Source organism: Streptomyces sp. NPDC057854, assembly GCF_042797055.1.
Taxonomy (GTDB): Bacteria; Actinomycetota; Actinomycetes; order Streptomycetales; family Streptomycetaceae; genus Streptomyces.
The window spans coordinates 69,660-82,713 of record NZ_JBHVMF010000030.1; the positions used below are offsets into that span (position 1 = coordinate 69,660).

Sequence of the window (13,054 nt, forward strand, 5' to 3'; positions counted from 1 at the left end):
TCCGGCGTGCCCGGGGCTCACCGGGCGTCAGCCGCCGAGGACGTCCAGGGTCCGGTCGACGTCCGCCGCCGTGTTGTACAGGTGGAACGAGGCCCGCAGGTTGCCCGCGCGGGCCGACAGCAGCACGCCGGCGGCCTCCAGGGCGTCGGCGCGGTGGCCGAGGCCCGGCACGGCGACGACCGGCGAGTCGTCCATGACCGGCTGGTGGCCGAGCGTGAGCAGCCCCGCGCGGAAACGGGCGGCGAGGGCCTTGTCGTGGGCCTCGATCCGCTCGACGCCGATCTCCTCCAGGAGCGCCAGCGAGGCGGCGGCGCCGTGGTACGGGAGGAAGGCGGCGGGCTCGTCGAACCGGCGGGCGCTGCGGGCGAGTTCGCGCACCGGGCCGTAGCTGTTGGCCCACCGCTCCTCGCCGGTGACCCAGCCCGCGTGGATCGGCAGCAGGCTGTCCTGGGCCTCCTCGGTGACGGTGAGGAAGGAGGTGCCGCGCGGGCAGAGCAGGTACTTGTACGCGCCGGCGACCGTGTAGTCCCACTCCCCCGCCGCCAGCGGCAGCCAGCCGGCGGACTGGGTGGCGTCGAGCAGGGTGCGGGCCCCGTGGGCCGCCGCGGCGGCGCGGACGGCGGGGAGGTCGGCGGTCCGCCCGTCCGCCGACTGCACGGCGGAGACGGCGATCAGCGCGGTCTCCGGGCGGACGGAGGCGGCGAGCCGCTCCAGCGGCACGAACCGGACCTTCAGGTCGCCGCGGACGGTGAAGGGCGTGATGAGGGACGAGAAGTCCCCCTCGGCGAAGAGGACTTCGGCGCCGGACGGCATCGACTGGGCGATCATGCCGCAGTGCACGGCGACCGAGCTGCCCACCGCGACCCGCTCGGGCGCGACCCCGGCGAGCCGGGCGTAGGCGGCGCGGGCCTCGTCGACGACGTCGAAGCTGCCGGCGCCGCCCGGGCGCCCGTCCGCGGTCTCCCGCGCGAGACGGATGACCGCCTCGACGGTACGGCGCGGCAGCAGGCCGCAGGCGGAGGTGTTCAGATAGGTCCGCGTGGGGGCGAACTCGGCGCCGCCGAGCGGCTGGTGGAGGGTATCCATGGGCCCCAGCGTGGGCTCCCCGCGACCTCTCGTCAATGGGCGCCGATCATGGACTGTCCCCAAGCCGCGCTTATCCGCGCAGGTCAGAGGGGGTCAGTCGCGCGGCGGGACCGCGCAGCCGTCGGGGCCGCACGCCTCGGCGGCGTCGCCGGCGACGGCGACCGGCTGGAGCGTCCGGCCCTGCCAGGCCTGCTCCAGGGCCTGGGTGAACACCTCGGCGGGCTGCCCGCCGGACACGCCGTAGCGGCGGTCGAGGACGAAGAACGGCACGCCGGTGGCGCCGAGTTCGGCGGCCTCGCGCTCGTCCTCGCGTACCGCGTCGGCGTAGGCGGTCTCGTCGGCGAGGACGGCCCGCGCCTCGGCCTCGTCCAGCCCGGCCTCCACGGCGAGCGCGATCAGCGTCTCGCCGTCGAAGACCGACCGCTCCTCGGCGAAGTTGGCGCGGTAGGCGAGGTCCAGCAGCTCATTCTGCCGGCCGCGCTCGCGGGCGAGGTGCAGCAGCCGGTGGATGTCGAAGGTGTTGCCGTGGTCGCGGCCGTCGGTCAGGTACTCCAGCCCCTCGGCGTGCGCGTTGGACGCGACGTGCGCCTCCATGGCCCGCGCCTCCGCCGGCGTCCGCCCGTACTTCTTCGCCAGCATCTCCAGGACCGGCCCGGTGTCCCCCTTGGCCCGGTGCGGGTCCAGCTCGAACGACCGGTGCACGACCTCGACGTCGTCCCGGTGCGCGAAGGCGGCGAGACCCTTCTCGAACCGGGCCTTTCCGATGTAGCACCAGGGACAGGCGATGTCCGACCAGATCTCCACGCGCAGGGTCACTTCTTCTCCGGGGGGTGTAGGGGGGCCGACGGGGTCAGTCCCCCGGGGAACGCCCGGCGCCCCGGATCCCATTCCGCTTACGGCCCCGATGTGAGCCGGAGCACGGGCGCGGCCCGTGCTCCGGCGCCCGGAGCGGGCTCAGTGCCGGGGGACGTTCAGGGGGTTGTCGTCGCGGAGTTCCGGGGGGAGGAGGTGCTGGGGGGTGGACTGGTAGGTGACCGGGCGGAGCCAGCGTTCGACGGCGGTGGTGCCGACCGAGGTGGCGGTGGAGGTGGTGGCCGGGTAGGGGCCGCCGTGGTGCTGGGCGGCGGCGACGGCGACGCCGGTGGGCCAGCCGCCGACGAGGATCCGGCCGGCCAGCGGGGTGAGGGCGGCGAGCAGGCCGGGGGCCTCCGGGTCCTCGTCGGCGCAGTGCAGGGTGGCCGTGAGGTTGCCGGGGAGCCGGCCGAGGACGGCGGTGATCTGCGCCGCGTCGGTGTAGCGGGCGACGACGGTGACGGGGCCGAAGCACTCCTCCAGCAGGAGTTCGTGGCCGCCGTCGGCGAGCCGGGCGGCGTCGACGGTGAGGACGCCGGCGGTGACGGTGTGCTCGCCGGCCGCGCCGGGGGCGACGGGGGCCTCGACGCCGTCGAGGGCGGCGCGCTCGGCGACCCCGGCGACGAACGCCTCCCGCATCCGGTGGTCGAGGAGGACGGCGGGGCCGGCCTGGCCGACGCCGTCGGTGACGGCGGCCAGGAAGCGGTCGCCGTCGTCACCGGCCGGGGCGAGGACGAAGCCGGGCTTGGTGCAGAACTGCCCGGCGCCCAGGGTCATCGAGCCGGCCAGGCCGGCGCCCAGTTCCTCGGCCCGCTCGGCGGCGGCGCCGGGCGTGACGACGACCGGGTTGAGCGAGCCGAGCTCGCCGTGGAAGGGGATCGGCACGGGGCGGGCGGCGGCGGCGTCGAAGAGCGCCCGGCCGCCGCGTACGGAACCGGTGAAGCCGGCCGCCGCGACCAGCGGGTGCCGGACGAGCGCGACGCCCGCCTCGAAGCCGTGCACCAGCACGACGACGTCCTCGGGGAGGCCGCTCTTGGCGGCGGCCCGGCGCAGCAGGCCGGCGGTCAGCTCGGAGGTGGCGGGGTGGTCGGGGTGGGCCTTGACGACGACGGGGCAGCCGGCGGCCAGCGCGCTGGCGGTGTCGCCGCCGGGCACGGAGAAGGCGAGCGGGAAGTTGCTGGCCGCGTAGACGGCGACGACGCCGAGCGGGATCTTCCAGCGGCGCAGGTCGGGGCGGGGCGGCACGGCCGACGGGTCGGGCAGGTCGATCCGTACGTCGAGGAAGGCGCCCTCGTCGACGACGGCGGCGAAGGCCCGCAGCTGGGCGGTGGTGCGGGCGAGTTCGCCGGTGAGCCGGGGGGTGCCGAGGGCGGTCTCGGCGTCGGCGGTGGGGACGATCTCGTCGGCGGCGGCGTCGAGGAGGTCGGCGGCGGTCCGCAGGAAGGCCGCCCGGACCGCGCGGTCGGCGAGGGAGTCGCGGGCGGCGTGCGCGGCGCGCACCGCGCGGTCGACGCCGTCCGGCGTGGCCTCCGTCGCGACCTGCTCGCGCCGCTTCCCCGAGCGGGGGTCCACACTCCACACTGCTGCTGCCGACACGGCCCACACCCCTATTCACTATGATGAACGTCGTTCTTGTGCATGAACGCTTCGGGGTGGACTCTAGGGAGGCCGCGGGCGTTCCGACAAGGGCACCCGGTAGTCACGGAGAAGGGCGGGGTCATGGCCGGTGCCGACGCGAGCGGTGCGCAGGTGAAGTCCGCGGTGCGGACGGTGGAGCTGCTGGAGTTCTTCGCCGGCCGGCCCGGGATGCACACCCTGGCCGCCGTGCAGGAGGCGGTCGGCTACCCCAAGTCGAGCCTGTACATGCTGCTGCGCACGCTGGTCGAGCTGGGCTGGGTGGAGACCGACGCCACCGGCACCCGGTACGGCATCGGGGTGCGGGCGCTGCTGGTGGGGACCTCGTACATCGACGGCGACGAGGTCGTCGCGGCGTCCCGGGCGACCCTGGACCGGCTGTCGGACGACACCACCGAGACCGTGCACCTGGCCCGGCTCGACGGCACCAGCGTGGTCTATCTGGCCACCCGCCAGTCCCAGCACCACCTGCGGCCCTTCACCCGGGTCGGCCGCCGGCTCCCCGCGCACTCGACCGCGCTGGGCAAGGCGCTGCTCGCCACCCACGACGACGAGCGGGTGCGGGAGCTGCTGCCGGCGGAGCTGCCGGCGGTCACCGCGCACACGATCACCGACCGGGAACGGCTGATCGAGGAGCTGGCGGCGGTGCGGGAGCAGGGCTTCGCGGTGGACCGCGAGGAGAACACGCTGGGGCTGCGCTGCTTCGCGGTGGCGATCCCCTACCGGACCCCGGCCCGGGACGCGCTGAGCTGCTCGGTGCCGGCCGCGCGGCTGACGCCGGGGCACGAGCAGCTGATCAAGGACGCCCTGTTCGACGCGCGGGACCGGCTGACGCTGGCGACCCGGCGGCTCTGAGGCGCCGCCGGTCCGCGCCGCGGAGTCCGTGCAGGATGAACGTTTCCTGAGAATCCGGCCCCGTCCGGAACGCCGCCGACCGCCCCGTTCGTCCCTTCTGGTGCCATGAACAAGACCATCAGGCGCACCTCGGTCTTCGTGCTGCTCCTCGTGCTCGCCCTCCTCGGCCGGGCCACCTGGGTGCAGGCGTACGAGAGCAAGGCGCTCGCGAACGACAACAGCAACCGGCGGAAGACGATCGCGCAGTACGCGCATCCGCTCGGGAACATCGTGGTGGCCGGCTCGCCGGTCACCGGCTCGAAGCGCACCGCGAGCGGCGACCTCGCGTACGAGCGCAGCTACACGGACGGCGAGCTGTACGCGGCGGTCACCGGCTACAGCTCGCAGGCGTATGGCTCCACCCAGCTGGAGGGCATCTGGTCGGGGGTCCTGGACGGCACCGACGACCGGCTGAAGAACCCCGTGGACGCGGTGACCCGCAAGCAGCAGGAGCCGGGCACCGTCCTCACCACCATCGACCCGGAGGTGCAGAAGGCCGGCTACCGGGCGCTCGGGAACAAGAAGGGCGCGGCGGTCGCGATCGACCCGGTGAGCGGCCGGATCCTCGGGATGGTGTCCACCCCGTCGTACGATCCCTCGGCCATCGCCGGCACGAACGACGGCGACGCGTGGCGGAAGCTGCTGGACGACCCGGACAAGCCGCTGGTCAACCGGGCGCTGCGGCAGCCGCTGCCGCCCGGCTCCACCTTCAAGCTGGTGGTCGCCGCCGCCGCGCTGGAGGACGGCCTGTACTCCTCGGTGGACGTGCGGACGGACAGCCCGGACCCGTACACCCTGCCCGACACCCGGACGGTGCTGCGGAACGAGAACGCCTCCGCGCCCTGCGAGAACGCCACGATCCGCACCGCGCTCCAGTACTCCTGCAACAACGTCTTCGCCAAGATGGCCGCCGACCTGGGGCAGGACAAGGTGCGGGCGACGGCGGAGAAGTTCGGCTTCAACGACGACGAGCGGGACGTGCCGGTCCGGGCGTACGCGAGCGTCTACCCGTCGGGCATGGACCGGCCGCAGACCGCGCTCACCGGCATCGGCCAGTTCGACGTCACCGCCACCCCGCTCCAGATGGCGATGGTGTCGGCGGTGATCGCCAACGACGGGCTGCTGGCCGCCCCGCACATGGTCTCCGAGGTGGTCGACTCCGACGGTGACGCCCTGGAGTCCTTCGAGGACGGCGACACGACCCGGATCGTGTCCTCCGCCACCGCCGAGCAGCTGCGCAGCGCGATGGTGACGGTGGTGGAGAAGGGCACCGGCGGCAACGCGGCGGTGCCGGGCGCCGAGGTCGGCGGCAAGACGGGCACGGCGCAGCACGGCGAGAACAACAGCAAGACGCCGTACGCCTGGTTCACCTCGTACGCGAAGGACCCGGCGACCGGGAAGCAGGTGGCGGTGGCCGTGATGATCGAGGACTCCGGCGCGGCCCGCTCCGAGGTCAGCGGCAACGGTCTGGCGGCGCCGGTCGCGCAGCGGATGATGGCGGCGGCGCTGCGGTGAAGTGACGTCCGCGGGGGCCGGATTGGCCCCCGCGGGCCTTCGTGCGATAGGCAGGGTCCCGCTCGCCCGCTCGAACAGAGCGCATCTCTTCGAACTGCCGATCTCGCTCGCCCCGCGGAGGACCGTCGTGCGTCGCCTGCCCCGTTCGCTCTCCGGCTGGACCATGGCGGTCTTCGGCCTCCTCGCCGCCGCCCTCGGGGTGGTCGGCCTGGTCGCCCCGGACGTCCTGATCACGGTGATGGGCTTCGCGCCGGTGCCCGACGGGGAGCGCGCGGCCGGCGACCACACGCTGGTGTTCCTGACCGCCTCCTCGATGGCCGCGCTGAACATGGGCGTCTACTACGTGCTCGCCGCGCTCGCCGACTGGCGGGCGTTCTTCCGCTGGACGGTCCCCTTCCGGCTGCTGACCTGCGCGGTCTTCACGCTGGCCGTGATCACCGAGCGGGCCCCGTCCGGGTTCCTCGGGGTCGGCCTGTGGGAGGGGATCGGCGCCGTGGTGACGGGCGCGGCGCTGAGGTACGAGGGGAAGCGGGCCGCGCGCACCGCGTGAGCCGGCGGACCTGAGGCCCTTCCGGCGCCGCGCGTACGGCAGGTGCCCGATCCGCCGGGGGCACCTCAGGCGCCACGCTCCGTCCATGCGCTGGTATCTGACGGGTGTGCTCGTGTCCGGGTTCGGGACGACGGCGAGGTGCAAGGAGCGGCTGGGCGCGGTCGGCCCGGCCGCGGGGCCGTCCTGACCGGCCCCCTTCGTGGTGCGCCCCCGCGAGGGGCCGGGGAGCATGGAAGGGGCGGCGGGCTCGGCGGGAGGAGGGCAGGGTGACGGCCGGTTCCTTCCCGGAGACGGGCACGGACACGGAGACGGGCGCGGACACGACCGGCGCGGAGGAGCGGCGTGCCGTGCCCGGGTCGGCGTTCGGCGCGCGGGGTCTGCTCGACGTGCTCGGGGTGGCCGCCGTCGTGGTGGACGCGGCCGGCCGGATCGTGCTGTGGAGCCCGCAGGCCGAGGGGCTCTTCGGCTACCGCGCGGACGAGGCCCTGGGCCGGTACATCGCCCCGCTGATCGTCGGCGAGGAGCGCCGGGCCGAGGCGATGCGGCTCTTCGGCGAGGTGCTGGGCCGCGGCACCACCTGGGCGGGCACCTTCCCCGTACGGCACAAGGACGGTTCGACCCGCGAGGTCGAGTTCCGCAACATGCGGCTCACCGACGACCTCGGCGACCTGTACGCGCTCGGCATCTGCGCCGACCGGTCCGCCGTCGCCCGGGTGGAGACCGAGCTGGCCCTCTCCGACCGGCTGGTCGACCAGTCCCCCATCGGCCTCGCCGTCCTCGACACGGACCTGCGGTACGCGCTGGTCAACCCGGCGCTCGAACGGTTCGACGGGGTGCCGGCGGAGCGGCACCTGGGGCGGCGCCCCTCCGAGGTGCTGCCGGGCCTCGACGCGGCGCCGCTGGAGGCGGCGGCCCGGCGGGTGCTGGAGACCGGGACGCCGCTCCTCGACCTCCAGGCGCTGGGCGCGACCCCGTCCGACCCGGGCGGCGGCGAGCACGCCTGGTCGGTGTCGTTCTACCGGCTGGAGGCGGCCGGCGGCCGGGTCCTCGGCGTGGCGGCCTGGGTGGTCGACGTGACCGAGCGGTACCGGGCGGACGCGGCGGCCGACCGGTCGCGGCGGCGACTCGCCCTGATCGCGGACGCGTCCGCGCGGGTCGGCACCACCCTGGAGGTGGAGCGGACTGCCGGCGAGCTGGCGTCGGTGGTGGTGCCCGCGCTCGCCGACGTGGCCGCCGTCGACGTCCTCGACTCGGTGCTGTCGCTGCGCCGGCCGGGCAGCGCCGAGGGCCCGGCGCTGTTCCGGGCGCTCGCGGTGAGGGCCGGGCACGAGACGGAGGCGCTGGCGGCGGCCGACCCGCCCGGCTCGGTCGCGCTGTACGGCGCCGACCGGCTGGTGACCCGGTGCGTGCAGAGCGGGCAGCCGGTGCTGGTGGCCCGGGTCGGGGCGGCGGACCTGCCGCGGATCGCGCGCGGCCCGGAGGCGGCCCGGCTGCTGGAGCGGGCCGGGGTGCACTCGTACCTGGCGGTGCCGCTGATCGCGCGCGGCGAGGTGCTGGGGGCCCTCGACCTCAAGCGGGACCGGCACCACCCGCTGCCGTTCGACGCGGACGACGTGCTGCTCGCGCAGGAGCTGGCGTCCCGGGCGGCGGTGAGCATCGACAACGCCCGCTGGTACCAGAGCGCGCGGAACACGGCCGTGACCCTCCAGCGCAGTCTGCTGCCCGGCCCCCCGCCCGAGCGCCCCGGTCTGGCCGCCGCCGCCCGCTACCAGCCCGCCCAGGAGTCCAGCGAGGTCGGCGGCGACTGGTACGACGTGATCGCGCTGCCCGGCGAGAAGACGGCCCTGGTGGTGGGGGACGTGATGGGCAGCGGCATCGACGCGGCGGCGACCATGGGCCGGCTGCGGACCGCCACCCGCGCCTTCGCGGACCTGGACCTCTCCCCCAGCCAGGTGCTCCGGCACCTGGACCGGATCACGGTCGGCCTGGAGCACTCCATCGCCACCTGCCTGTTCGCCGTGTACGAGCCGGGCGGCGGCTGCCGGATCGCGAACGCCGGCCATCCGCCGCCGGTGCGGCTCCCGGCGGACGGCCCGGCCGAGCTGGTCCCCCTCTCCACCGGGGTGCCGCTCGGCGTCGGCGGCGGCACCTTCCGCACCGCCCGCGTGCCGTTCCTCCCCGGCGACCGGCTGGTGCTGTACACCGACGGGCTGATCGAGACCCGGGACAGTGTCATCGACGACCGGCTGGCGCTGCTGACCCGTCTCGTCGAGGCCACCCGCGAGCTGTCCCTGGAGGAGAGCTGCGACCTGCTGCTGCGGGAGCTGCGCCGCCCCGGCGCCCCGGACGACGTGGCGCTGCTCATCGCCGGGAGCACGGGATGACGGCCCGCCGGGACGGGACGGCGCCGGGCCGGGGCTCCGGACTGCGGAGCCTCGCCGGGCAGGTCCTCGCCCTGGAGGCGCTGATCGCGCTGCTGGTGATCGTGGCGGCGGTGCTCGTCACCTTCCAGCAGGCCCGGCAGGACGTGCTGCGGGACGCCGAGACGCGGTCGCTGGCGGTGGCGGAGGCGTTCGCGAAGGCGCCCGGCGTGGACGAGGCGCTGGCCTCGCCGGATCCGACGGCCGCGCTCCAGGAGCGGGCCGAGCAGACCCGGGTGGCGACCGGGGTGGACTTCGTGGCGGTGCTGGCCCCGGACGGGACGCGGTACACGGACGCGGAGCGCGAGCTGATCGGCCGGAAGGCGACCGGGGACCTGAACCGGGCGGTGGTGGACGGCGAGTCGTACACGGAGACCTTCCGCGGCGCGCCGAACGACGCCGTGCGGGCCGTGGTGCCGGTGGTGGCCGACGACGGCCGGATCGTCGGCATGGTGACGAGCGGCATCGAGGTGCAGTCGCTCAGCGAGGCGGTGCGCGGCCGGCTCGTGGTGCTGCTCGCCACGGCCGGCGGGGCGCTGCTGCTGGCGGTGGGCGGGGCGGCGCTGGTGGCCCGGCGGCTGCGGCGGCAGACGCACGGTCTGGGCCCGGCCGAGATGACCCGGATGAAGGAGCACCACGAGGCGGTGCTGCACGCGGTCCGCGAGGGCGTGCTGATCGTCGGCGCGGACCGGCGGCTGCTGCTCGCCAACGACGAGGCGCGGCGGCTGCTGGCGCTGCCGGCGGACGCCGAGCGGCGGCCGGTGGCGGAGCTGGGGCTGGACCCGCGGACGGTGGAGCTGCTGGAGTCGGGGCGGACCGCGACGGACGAGGTGCACCGGGCGGGCGACCGGCTGCTCGCGGTGAGCGTGCGGCCGACCGTCCCGGACGGCAGCGGTTCGGGCAGCGTGATGACGATGCGGGACACCACCGAGCTGGCCTCGCTCGCCGGGCGGGCCGAGGTGGCGCGGGGCCGGCTGCAGCTGCTGTACGAGGCGGGGGTGCGGATCGGGACGACCCTGGAGGTGGTCCGGACGGCGGAGGAGCTGGCGGAGGTGGCGGTGCCGCGGTTCGCCGACTTCGCGACGGTGGAGCTGCTGGAGCCGGTGCTGCGGGGCGAGGAGCCGCCGCAGGACGCGACGCTGGCGGAGATGCGGCGGACGGCGCTGACCGGGGTGCGGGCGGAGCAGCCGCTGCAGCCGGTCGGCGAGGTGATCCGGTTCCACGTGCCGAGCACGCCGATGTCGACGGCGCTGGCGGGCGGGCACGCGGTGGTGCAGGAGGAGCTGGCGGCGGCGGAGGGCTGGCGGGCGCAGGACCCGGAGGGGGCGGCGCGGGCGCTGGCGTACGGGATGCACTCGCTGCTGACGGTGCCGCTGCTGGCCCGGGGCGTGGTGCTGGGGATGGCGAACTTCTGGCGGGCGGACACGCCGGAGCCGTTCGGGGAGGAGGACCTGGAGTTCGCGGAGGAGCTGGCGGCGCGGGCGGCGGTGGCGATCGACAACGCCCGCCGGTTCACCCGGGAGCACGCGATGGCGGTGACGCTGCAGCGGAGCCTGCTGCCCCGGGTGCTGCCGGAGCAGGACGCGGTGGAGGTGGCGTACCGCTATCTGCCGGCGAAGGCGGGGGTCGGCGGCGACTGGTTCGACGTGATCCCGCTGCCGGGGGCGCGGGTGGCGCTGGTGGTGGGGGACGTGGTGGGGCACGGGCTGCACGCGGCGGCGACGATGGGGCGGCTGCGGACGGCGGTGCACAACTTCTCGACGCTGGACGTGCCGCCGGACGAGATCCTGGGGCACCTGGACGAGCTGACCGGGCGGATCGACGAGGAGGCGGAGCCGGCGATGGCGCCGGGCGACGGGGACCGGGGGCGGCGGGAGGAGACGATCACCGGCGCGACCTGCCTGTACGCGATCTACGACCCGGCGTCCGGGACGTGCACGATGGCGAGCGCGGGGCATCCGGGGCCGGCGGTGGTCGGCGCGGACGGGCGGGTGGAGTTCCCGCCGCTGGCGCCGGGGCTGCCGCTGGGTCTGGGGCTCGGGGACGTGCCGTTCGAGTCGACGGAGCTGGTGCTGCCGGAGGGCAGCAAGCTGGTGCTGTTCACGGACGGGCTCCTGGAGGACCACGGCAGGGACGTGGGGACGGGGCTGCGCCTGCTGCGCCGGACGCTGGAGCGGCCGGAGCGGAGTCCCGAGCAGACCTGCGCGGACGTGCTGGCGAACCTGCTGTCGCCGGCGCCCCGGGACGACATCGCGCTGCTGGTGGCGCGGGCCCGGCGGCTGCCGGCGGACCGGATCGCCGAGTGGGAGGTGGCGCGGGACCCGGCGGCGGTGTCGCCGGTGCGGAACGCGGCGACGGCGAAGCTGGGCGAGTGGGGGCTGGACGAGGCGGTCTTCGCGGTGGAGCTGATCCTGAGCGAGCTGGTCACCAACGCGGTGCGGTACGGGGCGGACCCGGTGCGGGTGCGGCTGCTGTACGACCGGCGGCTGGTGTGCGAGGTGTCGGACGGCAGCAGCACGTCGCCGCACCTGCGGCACGCGGCGGAGACCGACGAGGGCGGGCGGGGCCTGTATCTGGTGGCGCGGTTCGCGGAGCGCTGGGGGACGCGGTACGGGCGGCGGGGGAAGACGATCTGGGCGGAGCTGCGGGTGGCGCCGGACGGCGGGGACGGCGGCGCGGAGGCGGGCGACGCGGTGCCGAACGTGGACCTGGACGCGCTGGAGAAGCTGGCCTGGTGACCCCGGACGCACCCGGCGACCCATCCGGTATACCAAAAGGGTGCCGTCCGATCCCAAGGAGACCTCCGTGAGCCCCACGCCCCGCACCGCGACCCTCTTCCACGACGTACGGCCTCTGGGCGGGCCGGCCGGCGACCTGATCGCCGTCGACGGCGTGCTCGTCGCGGAGCTCCCCGAGGGCGTGGCCGTGGAGCGGGTCGACGGCGGCGGGCGGCTCGCCCTGCCGACCCTGGTCGACGCGCACATCCACCCGGACAAGACCTCCTGGGGCGAGCCGTGGCACCGCCGCCGGCCCGCGGCGGGCATCGCCGACTACGTGGCCGGGGACGTGGAGCTGGCCCGCGCGCTGCCCACCCCGGTGGGCGAGCGGGCGCTGCGCCTGATGTCCCACGCCGCCGCGCGGGGCACCCGGGCGATGCGGGCCCACGCGGACGTGGCCCCCGCCTACGGCCTGTCCGCGATCGAGGGCGTCGCGGAGGCCGCCGCGAAGCTGGCCGGGATCGTCGACGTCGAGCTGGTCGCCTTCCCGCAGCACAGCATGGTACGCGAGCCGGGCGCGGCGGAGCTGCTGGCGGAGGCGGCGGCGAGCGGTCTGGTCAGCCATGTGGGCGGCATCGACCCGACGGGCTTCGACGCCTCCGGCGGCGGCGAGGGCGACCAGCTGGGCCTGGTCTTCGGGCTCGCGGAGAAGCACGGCCTGGGGCTGGACATCCACCTCCACGACCGGGGCGAGCCGGGGCTCGCGGTGCTCCGGGACATCGCCGCCCGCACCCGCGCGGCCGGCCTCGGCGGCAGGGTGGCGGTGGCGCACGCCTTCGCGGTCGCGGGCCTGGCGGAGCGGGAGCTGGACGCGACGGCGGATCTGCTGGCGGGGTCCGGGGTGGCGCTGACGACGGTCGCCCTGGGCGAGACGACGGTCCTGCCGTTCCGGCGGCTCGCCGAGCGCGGGGTGACGGTCGGCCTCGGCTCGGACGGCGTCCGGGACAGCTGGAGCCCGTACGGCGACGCCGACATGCTGCACCGCGCCTGGCTGGCCGGCTGGGCCCTGGACGCCCGGCTGGACGAGGAGCTGGAGGCGTGCTTCGGGATCGCCGCCCACGGCGGCGCGGCGCTGATGGGCCTGCCCGCCGCAGACCTCCGCCCGGGCTCCCCCGCCGACTTCATGCTGGTCGAGGGCGAGTGCCTGCCGCAGGTCGTGGTGGACCTGCCGCGCCGCGACCTGGTGGTGCGGGCGGGCCGGGTGGTGGCCCGGGACGGGCGGCTGGCCGGCTAGGGCGTTTCTTTCGGATCATCTTGCCGACCAGATGAAGATGGCGGCGATGTGGAGTCCGGCGAGGTAGATGGTGGCGGTCTTGTCGTATCGG

At 75.7% G+C, this 13,054-nt stretch carries 9 protein-coding genes; 6 read left to right on the forward strand and 3 right to left on the reverse strand.

Features of this window, described 5'->3' with window-relative positions:
* Nucleotides 1–27: 27 nt before the first annotated feature.
* The 3 genes from ACFVQZ_RS32315 to ACFVQZ_RS32325 all read right to left on the reverse strand — a co-directional run bounded on the left by ACFVQZ_RS32315 (nucleotide 28) and on the right by ACFVQZ_RS32325 (nucleotide 3,534).
* Nucleotides 28–1,086, reverse strand: coding sequence for an aminotransferase class V-fold PLP-dependent enzyme (locus ACFVQZ_RS32315; RefSeq protein WP_383628328.1), 1,059 nt, complete (start codon nucleotides 1,084–1,086; stop codon nucleotides 28–30).
* A gap of 93 nt (nucleotides 1,087–1,179) precedes the next feature.
* On the reverse strand, nucleotides 1,180–1,896 hold the full coding sequence (locus ACFVQZ_RS32320; protein WP_383628342.1) for a DsbA family oxidoreductase: 717 nt from the start codon (nucleotides 1,894–1,896) through the stop codon (nucleotides 1,180–1,182).
* 144 nt (nucleotides 1,897–2,040) lie between these two features.
* Nucleotides 2,041–3,534, reverse strand: a complete 1,494-nt coding sequence (locus ACFVQZ_RS32325; RefSeq protein ID WP_383628330.1) for an aldehyde dehydrogenase (NADP(+)) — start codon at nucleotides 3,532–3,534, stop codon at nucleotides 2,041–2,043.
* Nucleotides 3,535–3,657: 123 nt separating this feature from the next.
* Between ACFVQZ_RS32325 and ACFVQZ_RS32330 the strand changes: the two genes are divergently transcribed.
* The 6 genes from ACFVQZ_RS32330 to ACFVQZ_RS32355 all read left to right on the forward strand — a co-directional run bounded on the left by ACFVQZ_RS32330 (nucleotide 3,658) and on the right by ACFVQZ_RS32355 (nucleotide 12,963).
* The gene (locus ACFVQZ_RS32330) at nucleotides 3,658–4,428 is read left to right on the forward strand and encodes an IclR family transcriptional regulator (protein WP_030492805.1); all 771 of its coding nucleotides are present in this window, start codon (nucleotides 3,658–3,660) and stop codon (nucleotides 4,426–4,428) included.
* 105 nt (nucleotides 4,429–4,533) lie between these two features.
* Nucleotides 4,534–5,982, forward strand: coding sequence for a peptidoglycan D,D-transpeptidase FtsI family protein (locus ACFVQZ_RS32335; RefSeq protein ID WP_383628332.1), 1,449 nt, complete (start codon nucleotides 4,534–4,536; stop codon nucleotides 5,980–5,982).
* Nucleotides 5,983–6,145: 163 nt separating this feature from the next.
* The gene (locus ACFVQZ_RS32340; RefSeq protein WP_383628344.1) at nucleotides 6,146–6,532 is read left to right on the forward strand and encodes a hypothetical protein; all 387 of its coding nucleotides are present in this window, start codon (nucleotides 6,146–6,148) and stop codon (nucleotides 6,530–6,532) included.
* Between the two features lie 347 nt (nucleotides 6,533–6,879).
* Complete coding sequence (locus ACFVQZ_RS32345) at nucleotides 6,880–8,916, forward strand: SpoIIE family protein phosphatase (protein WP_383628346.1); 2,037 nt, start codon at nucleotides 6,880–6,882, stop codon at nucleotides 8,914–8,916.
* Nucleotides 8,913–11,690, forward strand: coding sequence for a SpoIIE family protein phosphatase (locus ACFVQZ_RS32350; protein ID WP_383628334.1), 2,778 nt, complete (start codon nucleotides 8,913–8,915; stop codon nucleotides 11,688–11,690). The genes ACFVQZ_RS32345 and ACFVQZ_RS32350 overlap by 4 nt, the downstream gene beginning before the upstream one ends.
* A gap of 40 nt (nucleotides 11,691–11,730) precedes the next feature.
* On the forward strand, nucleotides 11,731–12,963 hold the full coding sequence (locus ACFVQZ_RS32355; protein WP_383628336.1) for an amidohydrolase: 1,233 nt from the start codon (nucleotides 11,731–11,733) through the stop codon (nucleotides 12,961–12,963).
* The last annotated feature ends 91 nt before the right edge of the window (nucleotides 12,964–13,054 follow it).

Excerpts from the sequence above, each read along its gene's own strand:
- ACFVQZ_RS32315 (WP_383628328.1), bottom strand. The coding sequence starts at position 1,086 with ATGGATACCCTCCACCAGCCGCTCGGCGGCGCCGAGTTCGCCCCCACG.
- ACFVQZ_RS32330 (WP_030492805.1), top strand. The coding sequence starts at position 3,658 with ATGGCCGGTGCCGACGCGAGCGGTGCGCAGGTGAAGTCCGCGGTGCGG.
- ACFVQZ_RS32335 (WP_383628332.1), top strand. The coding sequence starts at position 4,534 with ATGAACAAGACCATCAGGCGCACCTCGGTCTTCGTGCTGCTCCTCGTG.
- ACFVQZ_RS32340 (WP_383628344.1), top strand. The coding sequence starts at position 6,146 with ATGGCGGTCTTCGGCCTCCTCGCCGCCGCCCTCGGGGTGGTCGGCCTG.
- ACFVQZ_RS32350 (WP_383628334.1), top strand. The coding sequence starts at position 8,913 with ATGACGGCCCGCCGGGACGGGACGGCGCCGGGCCGGGGCTCCGGACTG.